Annotated in this window: 15 protein-coding genes; 10 read left to right on the top strand and 5 right to left on the bottom strand. The window is 67.9% G+C overall.

The features are described 5' to 3' along the window. Positions 1-172: 172 nt before the first annotated feature. Together QOL57_RS15285 and QOL57_RS15280 are read right to left on the bottom strand one after the other, a co-directional pair. Positions 173-559: a DUF4440 domain-containing protein gene (locus QOL57_RS15285; protein WP_089235956.1), complete on the bottom strand. Its 387-nt coding sequence runs from the start codon at positions 557-559 to the stop codon at positions 173-175. After that, a complete protein-coding gene (locus QOL57_RS15280) occupies positions 559-1917 on the bottom strand; it encodes an MFS transporter (protein WP_089237983.1) in 1359 nt (452 codons plus the stop codon). Before QOL57_RS15280 ends, QOL57_RS15285 begins: the two co-directional genes overlap by 1 nt. 104 nt (positions 1918-2021) lie before the next feature. Between QOL57_RS15280 and QOL57_RS15275 the strand changes: the two genes are divergently transcribed. After that, entirely contained in the window at positions 2022-2927 is a 906-nt protein-coding gene (locus QOL57_RS15275) for a LysR family transcriptional regulator (protein ID WP_089235957.1), read from the top strand. Positions 2928-3030: 103 nt separating this feature from the next. Here the strand turns inward: QOL57_RS15275 and QOL57_RS15270 are convergent, their stop codons facing one another. Next, positions 3031-5826 carry a glycoside hydrolase family 3 C-terminal domain-containing protein gene (locus QOL57_RS15270; protein ID WP_089235958.1) on the bottom strand — a complete coding sequence of 932 codons (2796 nt, stop codon included), beginning with the start codon at positions 5824-5826 and terminating at the stop codon, positions 3031-3033. Positions 5827-6162: 336 nt separating this feature from the next. Between QOL57_RS15270 and QOL57_RS15265 the strand changes: the two genes are divergently transcribed. Together QOL57_RS15265 and QOL57_RS15260 are read left to right on the top strand one after the other, a co-directional pair. Further along, positions 6163-6597, top strand: coding sequence for a glyoxalase (locus tag QOL57_RS15265; protein WP_089235959.1), 435 nt, complete (start codon positions 6163-6165; stop codon positions 6595-6597). 313 nt (positions 6598-6910) lie between these two features. Continuing rightward, on the top strand, positions 6911-7615 hold the full coding sequence (locus tag QOL57_RS15260; RefSeq protein WP_089235960.1) for an AraC family transcriptional regulator: 705 nt from the start codon (positions 6911-6913) through the stop codon (positions 7613-7615). An 8-nt stretch (positions 7616-7623) separates the two neighbouring features. Here QOL57_RS15260 and QOL57_RS15255 read toward each other — a convergent pair whose 3' ends face one another. Next, positions 7624-8514, bottom strand: coding sequence for a sterol desaturase family protein (locus tag QOL57_RS15255; protein ID WP_089235961.1), 891 nt, complete (start codon positions 8512-8514; stop codon positions 7624-7626). Positions 8515-8608: 94 nt separating this feature from the next. Here QOL57_RS15255 and QOL57_RS15250 point away from each other — a divergent pair, with 94 nt between their 5' ends. The 7 genes from QOL57_RS15250 (at position 8609) to QOL57_RS15220 (ending at position 17521) form a co-directional block, all read left to right on the top strand. Further along, on the top strand, positions 8609-9559 hold the full coding sequence (locus tag QOL57_RS15250; protein ID WP_176429823.1) for a LysR family transcriptional regulator: 951 nt from the start codon (positions 8609-8611) through the stop codon (positions 9557-9559). A gap of 92 nt (positions 9560-9651) precedes the next feature. Further along, positions 9652-10302, top strand: coding sequence for a DsbA family protein (locus QOL57_RS15245; protein ID WP_089235962.1), 651 nt, complete (start codon positions 9652-9654; stop codon positions 10300-10302). A 36-nt stretch (positions 10303-10338) separates the two neighbouring features. Beyond that, positions 10339-11346: a cyclase family protein gene (locus QOL57_RS15240; RefSeq protein WP_089235963.1), complete on the top strand. Its 1008-nt coding sequence runs from the start codon at positions 10339-10341 to the stop codon at positions 11344-11346. 436 nt (positions 11347-11782) lie between these two features. Then, positions 11783-12397, top strand: a complete 615-nt coding sequence (imuA, locus tag QOL57_RS15235; protein ID WP_089235964.1) for a translesion DNA synthesis-associated protein ImuA — start codon at positions 11783-11785, stop codon at positions 12395-12397. A gap of 9 nt (positions 12398-12406) precedes the next feature. Continuing rightward, positions 12407-13816 carry a DNA polymerase Y family protein gene (locus QOL57_RS15230; protein ID WP_089235965.1) on the top strand — a complete coding sequence of 470 codons (1410 nt, stop codon included), beginning with the start codon at positions 12407-12409 and terminating at the stop codon, positions 13814-13816. A 5-nt stretch (positions 13817-13821) separates the two neighbouring features. Beyond that, complete coding sequence (locus tag QOL57_RS15225; protein WP_089237987.1) at positions 13822-16932, top strand: error-prone DNA polymerase; 3111 nt, start codon at positions 13822-13824, stop codon at positions 16930-16932. 82 nt (positions 16933-17014) lie between these two features. After that, positions 17015-17521 carry a hypothetical protein gene (locus tag QOL57_RS15220; protein ID WP_089235966.1) on the top strand — a complete coding sequence of 169 codons (507 nt, stop codon included), beginning with the start codon at positions 17015-17017 and terminating at the stop codon, positions 17519-17521. 6 nt (positions 17522-17527) lie between these two features. On the opposite strand, the gene ptsJ is transcribed toward QOL57_RS15220, so the two are convergent. After that, a complete protein-coding gene (gene ptsJ, locus QOL57_RS15215; protein ID WP_089235967.1) occupies positions 17528-18811 on the bottom strand; it encodes a transcriptional regulator PtsJ in 1284 nt (427 codons plus the stop codon). Positions 18812-18844: the final 33 nt, after the last annotated feature.

The following is an 18844-nucleotide window of genomic DNA, read 5'->3' as shown; positions in this document are numbered from 1 at the left end:
GCCTACTCCCGTAGCCCCCGGCAAAGCGTGTGCCTGCTTTGCATTCTGCGGCGTTTACAGGCAGGACTGATGGCACATGTGCGGGCTGCAGCCGCTGCGCTTGCCGGGCATGGCCCGGCGCTACCCGTTCACGGCCAACCACGGTAGCGCCGGGCCATGCCCGGCGGATCCATCAGGCCACCGGCACTTCATGCAGGGCCAGCCAACGCCAGCAACCATCTTCCTGCCGCAGCACCGCCAGCGATTCCCGCCATGTGGGTTCGCCCGCGCCTACGGCATGTCCCTCGCGATAGCGCAGCACCGCCAGTGGCATCGGCGCTTCCATCGCCTGCAGAGCCTCGATGGCGATCTGCAGCCCAGGTCGTGCACCGTGGCCACCCGCGAACAGCGCCTGCACTGCACTCCGGTCCAACCTGCGTCCGGCAATGCCGACCATGCTGAAGTCCGCGCAGAAATGCGCCATCAGATCGTCCAGTGCATCGGCCACGATCTCCGCGCGGAACCAGGCCTGCAGCTTGTCGTGCAGAAGGTGGATTTCGTGTTCGGCGGTCATGTCCATCAAGCGGTCTCCGTCGTGGAAAGGGAATGCAGCTGCGCGCGGTGCAGCAGCGCCAGCGGCAACAGGGTGAGTACGGCGGCCAGTCCCAGCGCCACGCCGGTGGCATGCGCCGGCCACCACTGCATGGCCAGGGCCAGCAGCAGGGCGATGGCGGCGGTACCCAGGCAGAAGCTGAGCTGGCGGTTGAGGTTCCACAGCGCACTGGCATCGCCCAGCGCCTCGGCGTCCACACCATGGAACGCCAGCGTCTGCGCGGTGCTGCTGCACAGGCTGCCACCCGCACCCATCAAGGCGAACAGCATGGCGGCCAGCATGAACGGTGGCTGTGATTGCAGCGCCATCAGCAGCAGACCGCTGGCCTGCAGGACCATGCCCAGCCGCAGTACCGTGCCCGGCCCGACGCGCGCCAGCAATCGCCGGCTGCCGGTGATCGCCAGTGCCGAGGCCAGCGCCCACGGCAGCATCAGGGCGCCGATCTGCGCAGCGCTGTAACCGGCGTGGTTCAACTGCAGGGTGCTGGCCAGCTGGCTGCCGATGAATACCCCCGGTACTGCCAGATACACCAGCATCGCCATGCGCAGGCCACTGTGTGACAGCAGCGACCAGCGCAGCAGCGGCTGCGGCTGCCGGCGCGCATGGCGCAGATGGGCGATGGCCAGCGCCACCGCCAGCAGCAGCAATCCTGCGCCGGCGAAGCGATGGCCAGGCTCACCCAGCCAGGTCAGCGCCAGCAGCAACGCGCCCAGCGCAGACATCGCGGTGGTCAGCGCATAGCCCTGCAGGCGTGGCGCACTGCGCCGGCCATCGGCCGGCATCCATGCCAGTACCAGGGCGATCGCCAGCACCGCCAACGGCAGGCTGGCCCACAGCACGCCGCGCCAGGACATCCATTGCACCAGCAGGCCGCCGAGTGCAGGCGCCAGTGCCGGCACCAACAACGCCACCAGCAGGATGCGCCGGGTCAGCGCACCGCGTTGTTCAGGCGTGCATTGCCGGTACGCCGCCGCCTGCGCCACCGGAATCAGCAGGCCACCGGCCAGCCCCTGCAGCAACCGCCAGCCCAGCAGCCAGCCAATGGACGGTGCGGCGCCGGCCAGGCCCGCGGCCACCGCGAACAGCAACAAGGCAACCAGCAGCAGGCGACGCTCACCGCAGCGCGCGGCCAGCCACGGTGCCAGCGGAATCACCACGCTCAGGCCCAGCATGTAGGCGGTGCCCACCCAGGCCAGGGTACCGACGTCCGCATGCAGCTCGGCCGCCAGCGCCGGATAGGCCACCGTGGCGATGAACATGTTGACCAGGTCCAGGGCGAACACCAGCAGGAAGATCGCCTCATGGCGCAGGCGCGGGGAAGGCATCAGCAGGCTCCAGCAGCGAAGGCGCCAGCATGGCGGACCGGCGTTGTTGGAAAAACACGACGGCAGCTGCAACACTGTCAAATCCATTTTGACAATTAATCGCCATGGTCAGCCTCGATCGCTTCGATATCTTCCGCGCCGTGGTCGAGGCCGGCAGCCTGACTGCCGCCGCCGAGCGCCTGGGCCTGAGCCGTGCCGTGGTCAGCTTCAACCTGAAGCGGCTGGAGCAGGAGCTGGGCGTGACCCTGCTTTTGCGCAGTACCCGCCACCTGGCGCTGACCGAGGCCGGCGAACAGTTCCTGCAGCACTGCGTGCAGGCGCTGGATGCCGCACAGGCCGCGATCGATGCCGCACGCCGCGACCAGCATCAGCTGCAGGGTATGCTGCGCCTGACCACCACCCCGGAGTACGCACAGCGGCGGCTGATTCCAGCACTGGAAGCCTTCCGCACGCAGCATCCAGCGCTGGTGCTGCATCTATCAACCTCGCCGGCACCGGCCGACCTGATTCCCGAACGCTTCGACCTGGCGATCCGCCTCGGCCGTCTGCCGGACTCGGGACTGCATGCCAGCGAGCTGGAGCGGCATCCGTTGTGTGCAGTCGCCGCGCCCGTTTTGCTGGCTCGGCTGCCATCCGCCGATGCTGTCGATGACCCCGTACAGCTGGGTACCCTGCCCCGCCTTGGCTATCCGCGCCTGGCCGATGTGCCGGTGGTCGCACCGGATGGCAGCGATGCCCTGTTCGCCACCAACCCGGGCAACGCAGTGATACGCGTGGATGGGGCCAGCAGCCTGCGTGCGTTTGCCCTTGCCGGTGCAGGCGTCACCGTGCTGCCACGCTGGCTGATCGAGGACGACCTCGCCCACGACCGCCTGCGGCCCGTTCTGCGCCAGCACCGCTTTCCGCAGCAGAGCGTGTACGCGGTATACCCGCACAGCAACCAGCCCTCGCCGAAGGTGCGGCAGCTGATCGATTTCCTGCGCGTGTGGTTTGGTGACGACGCCAGGTGAATCCCCCGCCCGCCGGGCCATGCCCGGCGAGCGCAGCGGCAACACCACAAACAAACACGGCCCCTTGCGGGGCCGTGTCTTCATGCATCAACAACCCGCAGTATCAGCGCAGCACCTGCTCCACCAGCTGCACGTCCACCGTCTGCAACGGCTCGGCAGCATTGCGCGACAGCTGCACCTGGTAGGTGCCGCCCTCGATCTTCCACTGGCGGGCTTGCGCATCGTAGTGGGCCAGGGTCTTCGGCTCGGCTTCGATGCGGATGCGGCGCTGCTCGCCCGGCTGCAGCTCGACCTTGTCGTAGCCGATCAGGCGGATCGGCGTGGTGCTGCCGGCCGGCAGCTTCAGGTACAGCTGGGCGACGTCGGCACCGGCGCGCTTGCCGGTGTTGCGGATGTCGACGCTGGCGACCAGGCGCGAGCCTTCCACGCTCACCTTCAGGTTTTCATAGGCGAACGAGGTGTAGGACAGGCCGTGGCCGAACGCGAAGGTCGGGGTCAGGCCCTTGGCCGCCATCCACTTGTAGCCGACGTTGGCGCCTTCGATATCGAAATCGAACACATCGCCGAACGGCTTGGCCGGCTTGAAGCCGAGGCCATCGATGTGCGGACGCGGCAGCTGCGATTCGTCCACCACCCAGGTCACCGGCAGGCGGCCGGACGGATTGGCCTGGCCGGTCAGCAGTGCGGCAATGCCTTCACCGCCGCGGATGCCCGGGTACCAGGCCTGCAGCACCGCCGGCACCTGCGCCAGCCACGGCGTGCGCACCGGGCCATTGGTCTCCAGCACCAGCACGGTCTTCGGGTTGGCCTTGGCCACCGCCGAAATCAGCGCGTCCTGGTTGTCCGGCAACTGCATGTCCGGCAGGTCCACCGATTCGGCGGCCCACTGGGTAGCAAACACGATGGCCACATCCGCCTGTGCGGCAGCCTTGGCCGCAGCGGCAGCATTGGTGCCGTCCACATAGGTGATGGTGGCATCCGGACGCGCGGCACGCAGCGATTCCAGCGGCGAGGACGGGTGGAAGATCACCGGGCCCGGCCAGGTGGTCGGCAGCACGCCCGGCACCGCATTGGTGCCCTTGGCAGTAACGCCCACCATCGACGAACCACCGCCACCGATCACGCCCTTGTCGGCATGGCCACCGATGATGACGATGCGCTTGGCGCTGTCGGCCAGCGGCAGCAGGCTGCCTTCATTGCGCAGCAGCACGCTGCCTTCTTCCACCGTGCGCTGGGCCACGGCGAAACCGGCTTCTGCGTCGACCTTCTGGTGCTGCGGCGGATTGTCGAAGTTGCCGTGCAGGAACATCGTGCGCAGGATGCGCGCCACCATGTCGTTCAGGCGCGCCTGCGGTACCACGCCGCCGTGCACGGCCAGACGCAGCGGCTCATCGAAGAACACCGCCGCATCGAACACTTCACCGGCCGACTGCTGGTCCAGCCCGGCCAGCGCCGCCTTCGAACCGCTGTGCACACCACCCCAGTCGGACATCACGAAACCGGGGAATTTCCACTCCTGCTTCAGCACCTGGTTCATCAGGTAGCCGTTCTCGCAGCCGTAGGTGCCATTGATCTTGTTGTAGGAACACATCGCAACGCCCGGACGACCGGCTTCCAGCGCGATCTCGAACGCCAGCAGATCCGATTCGTGCATGGCCTGTTCGCCGATGCGCACGTCGTGGAAGTTGCGGCGGGTCTCCATGTCGTTCAGCGCGAAGTGCTTCATCGAGGAGATCACGTGCTGGCTCTGCACGCCCTGGATCAGCGCACCGACCATCGAACCGGCCAGCAGCGGGTCTTCACCGGCGTATTCGAAGTTGCGGCCGTTGCGCGGGTCACGCTGCAGGTTGACGCTGCCGGACAGCAGGATGTTGAAGCGCTGCTGCCAGGCTTCGCGACCCATCGTTGCGCCACCGGCAAAGGCAACACCCCGGTTCCAGGTGGACGCCGTGGACGGGCCCGACGGCATCGCCGTGGCGAAATCGCCCGGGCGGATGCCACCCGGATTGGTCACGCCCACGCCGGCGTCGGCCGACTGCTGCGACGGAATGCCCAAGCGCGCCACGCCCGGTACGAAACCGGCCGAACCCACCGCACCTTCCGGCAGCTTGCCGCCATCCTTGCCCAGCCCGAAGTAGCTGTGCAGCATCTGGAACTTCTCGTCCTCGGTCATCGCCTTCAGCAGCAGCGCAGCGCGCGCATCAGCGGTGAGCGTGGTGTCCATCCACGGCTGCTCGCCGCCCTTGTCGGCGGCATAAGCCAGCGTCAACAGGGTCGCACGCAGCGTGCTGCCTTCCACCTTGAACGGCGCACTGCTGGCAGCCTGGAAACCATCGCTGAAATAGCTGGCATCGGCTTCCAGGGCCACGCGTGCCGGGTCGAAGCCGGCGGCCTTGGCCGATTCACCGGCTACCGCACCGAGCAGCACGGCCGGCGCGCCGAGCCGCGAACGCGACACCAGCGCCGGCAACTGCGTGGCACCGGCGCCCGCGTCGGTGTAGACCGCCACGGCATGGCGGCCGTCATCCAGGCGCAGGTAGTTCAGGCCCGGCTGGTCCGGGCCGGATTCGGCGGCGATCGGCAGCCGGGTCAACACGGCCTGGCCCTGCTGGGTCTGGCCATCGTCCTTGCCGGCGGCGATGAAGCGGTACTGGTAGCCCAGGCCATCGGCCAGCAGCTGCAGCGGGTCGACCTGGCCGATGCCGCGCTGTACCTGGCGAACGCTGACCGCGTCCACCTGCAGGGTCTTCAACTGTGCAGCCAGGGCCGGCATCGTGTCCGCTGTCGGCGCCTGCTCCAGGGTCAGCACGGTGAAGGCGGCGGAGTCGGCCCAGGCCGGGGTGGCCAGTGCGGCAGACAGGGCCAGGGACAGGGCGAGCGGCTTTGTAAACGTTTTCATCGGCGGGCGTAATTCCGTTGCCAAGGCAATCGGTCCAGGGAAAGTGCCGCCGGAGGGTGCAGCGTCATGCCGCGTATGCGTTGCCGGGCAACGCCTTGCAGGCCAGAGGACGGGCCGGTCTGCGCGCGGGACCCTCCTCCCGTGCGTGACAACCTGCCTGTCCGGGCCGCGCAGGGCGACCCATCATGTGAAGAGTGTGCGAGGGCGTTCATCGCTGTCAACAGGACCTAAGTCACAGGCGCTACCTGCGCTATGGTTATCAGTCCATCACCGGCGGTCATCAACGGGCTGCACGACGCTGCTGATAATGGATCTCCCCGGCGACGAATCGAGCCCATGACCGTACATCGCGACTTCGACCATCTCTGGCGCGACCGCTGTGACACCTCCAGCCAGCGCAGCCCGCGCGTGCTGATCCGGGTATTCGTCGCCCCCGGCGAGCTGGAACGCAGCGTGGCCTTCTACGAGCAGCTGCAGGGTGTGGTCGCCGATGCCGGCTTTCCGTTTCCCGAGGCGGGGCTGCGCCTGGCGATGGTCGGTGCGTTCCTGCTGATCGAAGGCGGCGACGAGGCGCTGGCGCCGTTCACTTCGACAACGGGCACGTTGCTGGTCGACGACGTCCGCCCGTATCACGACAAGCTGGTGGCCGCTGGCGCCGAGATCATCTTCCCGCTGCAGGTGGTGCCCACCGGTGCGGCGTTCAATGCGGTGCATCCCGATGGCACCGTGGTCGAGTACGTGCACCACCGGCCGGATCCGCAGGGGCGCTGAGGTGGCGGCCGGGCGGCGCCCGGCACCCGCCGAGGCAACGGCCTAGGCAACTGCAACAGCAGCCGAAGCAAAAGCTGGGTTCCTGTGGGTAGGCGAGGGAGGTCCGGTTGCGGGGGACGGCGCAAGTACGTCCATGTAGCCTCGGTCACGCCATCCATGGCGCTCACGCCCCCGCAACCGGACCTACCCCGCCTTCGACAGCTCCCCGCTGCTGTTGGTAGGTGTCGACCTTGGTCGACACGGAGATCCACGCCATGCGTGGGTGTTTTTCTCATGAACCTTTTGGACATACGTCATCCACCGTCATCCACGCGTGGCGTGGATCTACAATCCCACCATGTCCTCCCCCGCTCTGCCCTGGAATGGCACCCTGCTGCTGGATGCACACGTTGCCGTGCTGCAGGGCCACGCCGGTGACAGCGCTGCGCATGCGCATTACGCCCACCAACTGCTGCTGAGCGAAGGCGCGCCCTGGCAGATCGAGATCGATGGCGCGCGGCAGCAGGGCCAGCGGTTATGGCTGCCCTCCTTCCAGCCACACGCGATCCTGTCGGCTCCCGCTGACGGCTGCACGGTGTTCCTCGAACCAGCGCATGCCGACCTCGAACAGATCCAGCAGCACCTGCAGTCGTTGCCAGGCAATGCCGCGCAGCTGCACGAATGGCTGCCACGGCTGAGCCGCCCGCAGCCCCTGGACCGTCGCGTGCAGGCGGCGCTGGCCCGCATCACCCAGCACCTGCCCGGCCCGGTGCCGGCCGCCGATATCGCCGAGGCCGCGCATCTGTCGACCAGCCAGCTGCATCGGCGCTTCCAGTCCGACCTGGCCGTGACCCTGCGCGGCTGGGTGCTGTGGCAACGGCTGCGCAGCGCACTGGCGCATCATCTGCGTGGGCACAGCCTGACCGACAGCGCACATGCCGCCGGTTTCGCCGACCTTCCCCATCTCTCGCGCAGTCTGCGCCGCATGTTCGGCATCAGCGCCGCACAACTGCAGGGCCTGCAGCTGCACGCGGCCTGACGCCCCGATCAACCGCGCCTGCGCAGACCCTCCGGCAGCTCCGGCACATCGCCATGCGGCAGCGCGCGGAAGGGGGCCAGCAGTTGTGCGGAATACGCCTGCGGATAGTCCGGCTGACTGCCAATGCCCAGATCACGCTGCCCCAGCCGATAGCCCGGCGCATCGAACGCCGTCCCCAGCAGGTGATCCCACACGGTCAGGAACAAGCCGAAATTGACGTCGCCCGCAGTGCCATAGCGGATGTGGTGGAAGCGATGCAGCGGCGCCCATGCCATCACCCTGCCCAGCATACCCGGGCGCATGTCCACGTTGGAATGCTGCAGCAACAACTGGATCGCAATGGCAAACGCCAGCACTGCGGCCACCGGCATCGGCATTCCCAACAGCAGCAGCGGCAGTACGCCGCCCACCGCTTCGGCGGCCTGGTGCAGCGGGTGTTTCATCAATCCATTGAAACCGTACATGCGGGTCACGCTGTGATGCACCGCATGCAGCCGCCACAACCAGCCGATGCGATGGCTGGCGTAGTGGACCAGGGTGATGCCAAGGTCAGCCGCGATGATCGCCACCAGCACCTGCAGCGCGAATGGCCACTGCATCGGCCAGATGTGCCAGGGCACGATCGCCGCCAGCAGCGGCACCGTGGCGATCGACAGCAGGTTCAGGCTTTCATTGACCAGCGCATGCAGGACGTCGCGCACACGGTCGCCCTGATCGTGGTTGAACGCCGGATCGTACGGCCACATCCGTTCGGCAGCGAACGAGACTGCGATGGAGACAGCCAGCAGGGCAAGCAGCCACAGCGGATCACCGTGATGGTGGCCGACCCATACGATGGCGGCGGCGATAAAACCCAGCAGGAACAGCGGTGCATACAGGCGAAGGATCCAGTGCTTCATGGGCAACCCGGAAAGTGAGGGGCCTGCATGTTGGCGGGGCGTACAGACGGTCGGCTTGAACAAACGGCGCAACCTCTGCGTCGTCCATCCACGCATGGCGTGGATCTACAATGGCGACCTCATCGCGGCCGGGACCGGCATGGATTCCTTCACATTGATGCGCGCCTTCCGCCGCATCGTCGAACGCGGCAGTCTGGCCCGTGCCGCCGAAGACCTGGGCCTGTCGCCAGCCGGGCTGAGCAAGCAGCTGCGCACGCTGGAAACGCACTTGGGCGTAGTACTGCTGCAGCGGACCACCCGCCGCATGAGCCTGACCGAGACCGGCCATGCGTATTACCGCGAATGCTGCCGCCTGCTCGATGAGCTGGACGCACTGGAGCGCGGTATCGCCCAGCAGCGCGGTGAAGTGAGCGGACGCCTGCGCGTCAATGCACCGCAGTCGTTCGCGCTGAGCACGCTGTCGCCGCTGCTGCCACGTTTCCTGCAGCAGCATCCGCAGCTTGCACTGGACCTGGTGATGGAAGACCGGCTGCTCGATGCGGTCGGCGAAGGCTTTGATGTATCCCTGCGCATCCGCGCCGAGCTGGAAGATTCGCGGCTGGTCGCACGCCGCCTGGCGTCGCTGCAGCAGGTGCTGTGCGCGGCGCCGTCCTACCTGCAGCACCATCCGGCACCGCAGGTGGTGGAGGAACTGCAGGCGCACAGCGTGCTCGGCTACAGCCTGTCCGATTCACCCGGCAGCTGGCCGCTGCTCGGCCCCGATGGCCAGGTCACGGTGACGCTGCCGACACGGGTCACCGCCAACAACAGCCTGCTGCTGCGTGACCTGCTGGTCGCCGGCGTCGGTATCGGTGCGCTGCCCTCGTTCCTGGCCGCACCGGCACTGGCCAGCAGCGAACTGCAGCAGGTGCTGCCCGACCATCGCTATCCGCCGCGGTTCGTCTACGCGGTCTACCCCACCGCGCGCCACCTGCAACCGAAGGTACGCGCCTTCATCGATTTCCTGCACGCCGAGCTGCCCGCCTGCGCTGGCCTGGATTCGTAACCGCCAGCGAAAACTGAGCTGCCCGCCGCGTGCTGTTTCGGCCCGGCGGCGACACCTACTCTGCCGCCTCCCCTCTCACGGACGGCAGGCCGATGATCGCCTCTCCTTCACTGACCACCACTGCGCCGGTGGTCGATTTCTTCCATGACGTGGTCTGCGGCTGGTGCTTCGTGCTGGCCCCGCGCCTGCTGCAGGTCTCGACCGAACTCGGCATCCAGGTCCGCCACCGCAGCTTCGTGCTGCAGGACTCGCGCGAACAGATGATCGAGGTGTTCGGCTCGATGCCGCGCGCCAAGGCCATCATCCTGCGCCACTGGGCCGACTGCGCCGCGCATGACGACAGCGCACGCATCGATGTCGACGGCATGCGTGCCGAGGACTTCGAGTACCCCTCCGGATGGCTTGGCGCACTGGCGTGCCAGGCCGCCGGCATGCTCGGCGGCAACGACGCGCACGGCGCGATGTTCGATGCCGTGCAGTGGGCACACCTGCACCAGCACCGCAACATCGGCGATGCCGAAGTGCTGCTCGATATCGCCGAACACCTGGGGCATCGGCGTGGCGTCTTCGCCGACCGGATGCGCAGCGACGAGGTGCGCCAGCGCGTGCAGGCCGACCGCGCTGAAGCTGCCGCGCTCGGCATCCGCTCCATTCCCACCGTCATCACCGGCAACGGCCTGCGCCTGCAGACCCTGCCTCTGCCGCAACTGCGCCAGGCCTTGGCGCCGCTGGTCGCGGCCTGAGCCGCACCATTCCCCCACCCTGCAAGGAGATTTCCCATGACCCCACGTACCCTGGGCACCGCCCTGGCCCTGCTGCTGGCCGGCGCCGCCGTCAGCATTCCCGTATCCGCACACGAACGCGTTCCTTCCGGCCAGCAGGTAGGCACCAGCCCCTGGGGGCCGAAGGACGAGATCGGCCGCCTCAACCTGATCACCGAGGCCTCGCGCGCGGCGATCCTGTCGCGGGTCAGCGGCGGCAAAGCCTACGATCTGGCCACCGAGTACTACGTCGGCATGCCCAGCTGGCAGGATGCCGGCGACCCGCACTACCAGTTCTGGATGACCCACACCCCGCGCGGCACGGTGATGGACGACCCGATGGGCGTGGGCGAGACGATGAACCTCACCCGCAGCTACACCGGCACCGCGTTCTCGATGTACAGCCACACCGGCACCCACATCGATGCGCTGAACCACTTCGGCATCCATGGAAAGATCTGGAATGGCTTCGAGGCCGACAAGCACCTCGGCGACCGCGGCTGGAACGTCACCGGCATCGAGAAGTTCCCGCCGCTGATCGCGCGTGGCGTGCTGATCGACGTGGCCGGTGCCAAGGGCATGGACATGCTGCCGGACAGCTATCGCGTCACCCGCCAGGACCTGAAGGATGCGCTGGCGCGCCAGCACGTGCAGTTGCAGCAGGGCGACATCGTGCTGATCCGCACCGGTCGCATGCGCCTGTTCGAACAGCCCAGGGCCTACATGGCCAACCCGCCGGGGATGGGCCTGGATGCGGCGCGCTTCCTGGTCGAGGACAGCGGCGCGATGATCGTCGGCGCCGACAACCTCAGCTTCGAGACCTTCCCCTCCGAAGTGTCCGACGACTACGTGCCGCTGCACACCTACCTGCTGGCGCAGCAGGGCGCGCCGATCATCGAACTAGTGGCGCTGGATGAACTGGCCCGTGACAAGGTCTACGAGTTCGCCTTCATCGGTGGCCCGCTGAAGATCCGCGGTGGCGACGCCGCCCCGCTGCGCCCGGTGGCCCTGCCGGTCCGCCCGTGACCCGATAGCGCCGGGCCAGGGTGAAGGCCACTCCATTCCCGGCAAACCGCGGTGGGTGCCGACCTTGGTTGGCACCGCCTTTTCCTCATCCACGCATGGCGTGGATCTACTGAGGGAAGGTCACTCCATTCCCGGCAAACCGCGGTGGGTGCCGACCTTGGTCGGTACCGCATTTCCCCCATCCACGCATGGCGTGGATCTACTGTGGCCAGGCCACCCATTCCCCAGTAGATCCACGCCATGCGTGGATGCCTTACCTCCTTCAGCAAGCTGAAACCCCACTCTCCGATTTCATTAGTAATATTACTCACAAGCCGAGTAGCATGTCCGGTCTCAGCCCCTGATACCGGCCTGTCGATACTCGCTCCATGCCTGCCGTTTCCACCAACTCCTGCTGCTTCCTGCCAGCCCGGCGCCTCCCTCGGAGGACCGGCTGATGGGCGCCGTCGTCGCCCTCGACCGCCTGCTGGACGGCCGCCAGGTCTGGCGCGGGCCGGCACGCCAGGGCCAGGCCAGCGACCATCTGGCCAGTGGCCACCCGGCGCTGGACGCGCGCCTGCCCGGCGGTGGCTGGCCGGCCAGCGGGCTGTGCGAAGTGCTGCAGGCCGCACCCGGGGTCGGCGAACTAGCCCTGGTCTGGCCGGCGCTGGCAAAGCTGAGCCAGCGCGAACGGCCGATCGTGCTGGTCGCCCCGCCCTACCGCCCGCATGCTCCGGCATGGGCCGCTGCCGGGCTCGACCTGGCCCAGCTGCAGATCATCCACGCCGCACCAAAGCAGGCCCTGTGGGCGACCGAGCAGTGCCTGCGCTCTGCTGCCTGCGCCGCCGTGCTGTGCTGGCCGCAGCAGGCCGACGATCGCGCCCTGCGCCGCCTGCAGGTTGCCGCCGACAGCGGCCAGTGCCTGGGTTTCGTGTTCCGCGAAGCCCGCGCCGCCCGCAACCCCTCCCCGGCCAGCCTGCGCCTGCAGCTCGACCACGGCCAGGTGCGGGTGTTGAAGTGCCGCGGCGGGCTGCCACCGGCGCAGCCGTTGCCGCTGGCCATCGCCCACTGAGGCCGCGCCATGCACTGGGCCTGCCTGTTGTTGCCGCAGCTGGCGCTGGACAGCGTACTGCGCCTGCAGCCGGACCCGCAGCGGCCGCTGGTGCTGCTGCAGGGGCCGGCGCAGCGTCGTGTGCTGCGTGCGGTCAGCCCTGCCGCGCGGGCAGCGGGGCTGCGCCCGGGCATGCTGCTGTCGGCCGCGCAGGTGCTGGTGCAGGACCTGCAGCTGCACGACTACGATCCCAGCGCCGAACAGCACACCCGGCAGTTGCTGGCCAGCTGGCTGTATGCCACCAGTTCGCTGGTCAGCCTCGATTTTCCGCATGCGCTGGTGCTGGAGATCGGTGCCAGCCGTGCCCTGTTCGGCGATTGGCTGACGATCGAACAACGCCTGCGCCATGGCCTGCACGAACTGGGCTTCCGCCATCGCCTGGTCGCCGCCCCCAACCCGCATGCCGCGCGCGTGCTGGCCAATGTGCACGATGGCCTTGGCATCGATGCGCAGCAACTGCCCGCCGCACTGGCGCAGCTGCCACTGGCACGTAGTGGCCTGCCCGTTGATGCGGTGACCGTGCTGGCACGCTCCGGCCTGCGCACGCTGGGCGCGGCCTTCGACCTGCCACGCGAGAGCCTGGCCCGCCGCTTCGCCCCCGGGGTGCTGCAGCAGCTGGATGCCGTGCGCGGCCTGGGCAACGCGCCGTTGCGCTATTACCAGCCGCCGGACCGGTTCGATGCGCGCATCGAATTCGAATACGAGATCGAATCCAGCCAGGCCCTGCTGTTCCCGCTGCGGCGCCTGCTGCTGGACCTGGCCGCATTCCTGTGTTCACGCGATGGCGGCGTGCAGCGTTTCGACCTGCATTTCGAGCATGACCTGCTGCCGGCCAGCGTGCTGACCATCGGCCTGCTGGCCCCCGAACGCGATGCGGCGCTGCTGTTCGAGATCGCGCGCAACCGCATGGAAGCCTTCGCCCTGCCCGCCGGCAGCCGTGCGTTGCGCCTGCAGGCCGAGCAGCTGCCGCCGTTCGTGCCGGCCGCGCGTGATCTGTTCGATACGCGTCCAGCGCAGGCGATGCCATGGACACAGCTGCGCGAGCGCCTGCGTGCCCGCCTCGGCGATGACGCCGTGCAGCCGCTGGCCGTGCAGGCCGACCACCGCCCCGAGCGCGCCAGCGGCACCCAGCCACCGGCCAAGCCACCGGCGTACTGGCCGCTGCGTCCCGGCTGGCTGCTGGACACGCCGCAGCCGCTGCGCGATCCGCGCCTGCGCATCGTCGCCGGGCCGGAGCGGATCGAATCGGGCTGGTGGGACCAGGCCGACGCACGCCGCGACTATTACGTGGTGGAAACCGCGCAGGGCCAGCGTGGTTGGGCCTTCCGCACGCGCAATGATCCGCATGCACCGTGGATGCTGCACGGCTGGTTCGGTTGATCCCCATGCACACCGATCTACCCGGGTACGCTGAGCTGCATTGCCTGTCGGCCTTCAGTTTCCAGCGTGGCGCCTCCATCGCCGAGGAGCTGTTCGCACGCGCCGCTGGCCAAGGCTATCGCGCGTTGGCGATCACCGATGAGTGCTCGTTGGCCGGCATCGTGCGCGCGTGGCAGGCGGCGAAGGCACACGGCGTGGCACTGATCGTCGGCGCCGAATTCCAGGTTGAAGATGGGCCGAAACTGGCCCTGCTGTGCACCGACCAGGCCGCCTATGCCGGGCTGTGCCAGCTGATCACCACCTGCCGGCGGCGGGCGGCCAAGGGCGAATACCGCTGCCTGCGCGAGGATCTGCATGGACTCCCCGAGGGCCTGCTGTGCCTGTGGCTGGACCGGCAACCGGCGGCCACCGAACTGGAACTGCTGCGCCGTTGTTTTCCGCAGCGCCTGTGGCTGGCGGTGGAGCTGCATCACGAACACGACGACACGCGCCGGCTGCAGCAGCTGCAGGCTTTCGGCGAACGCCACCAGTTGCCACTGGTCGCCAGTGGTGACGTGCACATGCACGTGCGCCGGCGCCGCGCCCTGCAGGACACGCTGACTGCGATCCGCCACCGCTGCAGCGTGGCCGAGGCCGGCTGGCGGCTGTTTGCCAACGGCGAGCGCCATCTGCGCCCACGCACCGCACTGGCCCAGCTGTATCCGCCCGGACTGCTGGCTGAAACCCTGCGCATCGCCGAATGCTGCCACTTCACCCTGGACCAGCTGAAATACACCTACCCGCGCGAACTGGTACCCGGGGGCCACGACCCGGACAGCTGGCTGCGCGCCTTGGTCGAGAAAAATATTCCCTGGCGTTGGCCAAAGGGCATCGAGCCCGCGCAACGTGAGCAGATCGAACACGAGCTGGACCTGATCGCGAAGAAACAGTACGCGTCCTACTTCCTCACCGTGCAGGACATCGTAGGCTTCGCGCGCAGCAAGGGCATTCTGTGCCAGGGGCGCGGTTCGGCGGCCAATTCGGCGGTGTGTTTCGTACTGGGCGTGACCGAGATCGACCCGGCGCGCAGCAACCTGCTGTTCGAGCGCTTCATCTCCGCCGAGCGTGATGAACCACCGGACATCGACATCGATTTCGAGCACGAGCGCCGCGAGGAAGTGCTGCAGTACGTGTTCAACCGCTATGGCCGCGAGCGTGCCGCGTTGACGGCGGTGGCGATCAGCTATCGTGGCCGCAGCGCTATCCGCGATGTCGCCCGTGCGCTGGGCCTGCCGATGGACCAGGTCAACGAGCTGGGCGCGGCGATGGACCATTGGGGCGGCAACATCCCACTGCCGGAAACCCTGCGCGAGCGTGGTTTTGATCCGGAAACACCGTTGATGCGACGGCTGCTGGCATTGACCGCCGAGCTGATCGATTTTCCGCGCCACCTGTCGCAGCATCCGGGCGGCTTCGTGATTTCCGAACACCCGCTGTCGACCCTGGTACCGGTGGAAAACGCGGCGATGGCCGACCGCACCGTCATCCAGTGGGACAAGGACGACCTGGACGCCACCGGCCTGATGAAGGTCGACTGCCTGGCGCTGGGCATGCTCACCGCCATCCGCAAATGCCTGGCGATGCTGCAGCAGCATGGCCTGCATGCAGGGCGGATGGATGCCATTCCCTCCAAAGATGCCAGGACCTACGACATGATCTGCGCCGCCGACACCATCGGCGTGTTCCAGATCGAATCGCGCGCGCAGATGGCGATGCTGCCACGCATGCAACCGCGCAATTTCTATGACCTGGTGATCGAGGTGGCGATCGTGCGCCCCGGTCCGATCCAGGGCGACATGGTCCACCCCTACCTGGAACGTCGGCGGATCCTGCGTGAACAGGGCCCGGATGCGTTGAACGACCCGGACAACCCGCTGTATCCAGCGCGACTGGAACGCGTGTTCGCGCGCACTCTGGGCGTGCCCTTGTTCCAGGAACAGGTGATGCAGCTGGCGGTGGATGCGGCCAACTACACCGCCGGCGAAGCCGATGCCCTGCGCCGCTCGATGGCCGCCTGGAAGCGTCGTGGTGGCCTGGAGCCCCATCGCGAAAAGCTGCTGGCTGGCATGATGGAAAACAACTTCAGCCGCGAGTATGGCGAACACCTGTTCGAGCAGATCAAGGGCTTCGGCGATTACGGATTTCCCGAAAGCCACGCCGCCAGCTTCGCCCTGCTCACCTATGCCAGCTGCTGGCTGAAGTGCCATCATCCGGCCGCGTTCGCCGCCAGCCTGATCAACAGCCAGCCGCTGGGCTTCTACAGCCCCGACCAGCTGCTGCAGGATGCGCGCCGGCATGGCATCACCGTACTGCCGGTGGACGTGCGCCACAGTGATTGGGACTGCACGCTGGACTTCAGCAAAGGCGCGGCGGCAATCCGCCTCGGCCTGCGCCTGGTCGATGGCTGCAGCGAACCGGCCGCGCAGGCCATCATGCGCGAACGCGCGCGGCGCCCGTTCGACGATGTCGGCGACCTCTGCCAGCGCACCACACTGGATCGCCGCCAGCAGGGCCTGCTCGCCGATGCTGGTGCCCTGCGCGGCCTCAGCGGCCATCGCCACCGTGCACGCTGGGATATCTCCGGCGTGGAGAACCGCCTGCCGTTGTTCGACCAGGCCCGCGCCACCGCCGAAGCACGCGTGGCCCTGCCCCTGCCCAGTGCCTGGGAAGACATGCAGGCCGACTACCGCAGCACCGGTACCACCTTGGGCCGCCATCCGATGTCGTTCCTGCGCGCGCAGCTGCGAACCCGTGGCTGCCTGGATGCCGCGCAGCTGGCCAACCACGGCCATGGCCGGCGCATACGCATCGCCGGCCTGGTACGCATGCGCCAGCGCCCGCAGACCGCCAGCGGCGTCACCTTCATTACCCTGGAAGATGAAACCGGCATGGTCAACGCCGTGGTCTGGCGACATCTGGCCGACCGCCAGCACCGCATCCTGGTAGACACGCAGCTGATGCAGATCGATGGCCGACTGGAACGCGTGGATGGCGTGCAGCATGTGATCGTGCAGCGCATGCACTGCCTGGACGAACTGCTGCAGGGACTGCGCAGCCACAGCCGCGACTTCCATTGACGATACACATCGTCACACAACGAACTGGCCATGATCGACCGGATTCCGCTATCGTCGGCCATGTCCAAGGAAGGAATACACAATGGCTCGTGCCCTGACCCTGATCACCCTGGTGGTCGCCACACTCGCGTTGCTCGTTTCCGGCTGGACCGCCTGGAACCTGCATCGCAGCCAGTCACCGCAACGCGTGATCGAAGCGCGCGGCCTGATCATCCACGATGCCAGCGGCCAGCCGCGGGTGATCCTCGGTGCACCGGTCCCCGATCCCCTCAGCCAGGGCCGTCCGCAGGGGCCGCGTGCCACCGCGCTGTCCGGCCTGATCCTGCTCGGCCCCGATGGTTCCGAGCGCGGCGGCTACGGCACCAGCGACCGGGGTGGCGAAGCGCTGCTGACCCTTGACGATGCCACTGGCACCACCGAAGTCTTCAAAGTGGTCGCCAACCCGGACCGCGGCGCCAGCCTGATGGTCAAGCACCAGAACAACACCGGCGCCATGCTGAGTTCCTGGCAGGGCAAGCCGGAGCTGGTGTTCCTCGACGACAGCGGCCAGTCCTACTACGTGCGCCCCGGCGCCAGCGCCGCGCCCTGAGCACGCTCAGCGCATCACCGCCGCCAGGTCATCGGCCAATCGCCGTTGCTGCGGCGGGCCGAGTGCCGCGCAGGTGATGCGCAGCCCATGCGCCGGTGCAGACACGGCAAAGACTTCACCCCCGCGCACATGCCAGCCACGCGCGGCCAGCGCCAGCACCTGTGGCGTGCTGTCGGCCGGCAGTGGCAGCCACAGATTCAAACCTTCCATCGGCATGGGTGTCGGCAGCCCACGCGCCTGCAACAGCGCCTGCAGACCCTGCAGCCGCTGCTGGTAGCGCTCACCGGCCGCTGCGACCTTCGCTCGTTGCTGCGCCGACTCCAGTACCGCACTGACCGCATCCTGCAGCAGATGGCTGACCCAGCCGGTGCCCGCCGCCAGGCGCAGGCGCAGGCGCGCCGCGGTCTGCCCATCGCAGGCCAGCCAGGCCACGCGCAGGTCCGGGCCCAATGCCTTGGACAACGAACGCAACAACGCCCAACGCCGACCGTCCATCGGCAACACCGAGTGATAGGCCTGCTGCGAGAGCAGCGCGTAGTGATCGTCGATAAGCACCGCCACCTGCGGATAGCCGGCCAGCAACTGGCGCAGCGCACGCGCGCGCTTCGCATCCAGGCTGGCACCGGTGGGATTGTGCGCGCGCGGGGTCAGCAGCACCGCACGTGCGCCTGCATCCAGCGCCTGCCGCAGCGATTCCACCTGCATGCCGTGCGCATCCACCGCCACCGGCAACGGCGCGTGTCCGGCCGCACCGAGTACATTGAGGCTGCCCAGGAAACAGGGATCCTCCACTGCGATGCGGTCCCCCGGCAGCAGCCACGCCGACAACAAGCGCTCGATGCCATCGACCGCGCCATGGGTCAGTTCCAGCGCGTAGCCCGGCGGGCAATCAGCATCCAGCGAGGCCCGTGCCAGGCGTTGCATGCGTGGATCTACCGTCGCCACCCCATACAGGCGCGAGGCCGTCGCAGCCACGCGCAGGCTGGGCAGGCAGCGCGGATCCGGATTGCCGCCGGCCAGATCATGCAGGGCCAGCCCTGGCGCACTGCCCTCGCGCGCCATCGTCGCTGGCAGGCCGCGCACCACGGTGCCGCGACGCCCCGCCGTACTGGCCAGGCCCGCCGCATCCAGCCGCTTGTAGGCGGCGGCCACGGTATTGCGGTTGACCCCCAGCTGATCGGCCAGATCCCGCACCGGCGGCAGTACGCTGCCCGCCACCAGCTGACCGCTGCCGATGCCCTCGCGGATGCTGTCGAAGATCGCTTCGGCGCTGCTCCCGGTGATTTTCATTTTGTCCTATGCCAAACTATCTCTTGTCCTGTG

Source organism: Stenotrophomonas sp. yr243 (genome assembly GCF_900184195.1).
In the GTDB taxonomy this organism is placed as follows: Bacteria; Pseudomonadota; Gammaproteobacteria; order Xanthomonadales; family Xanthomonadaceae; genus Stenotrophomonas; species Stenotrophomonas lactitubi.
This window is presented reverse-complemented; position numbering and strand designations above follow the sequence as displayed.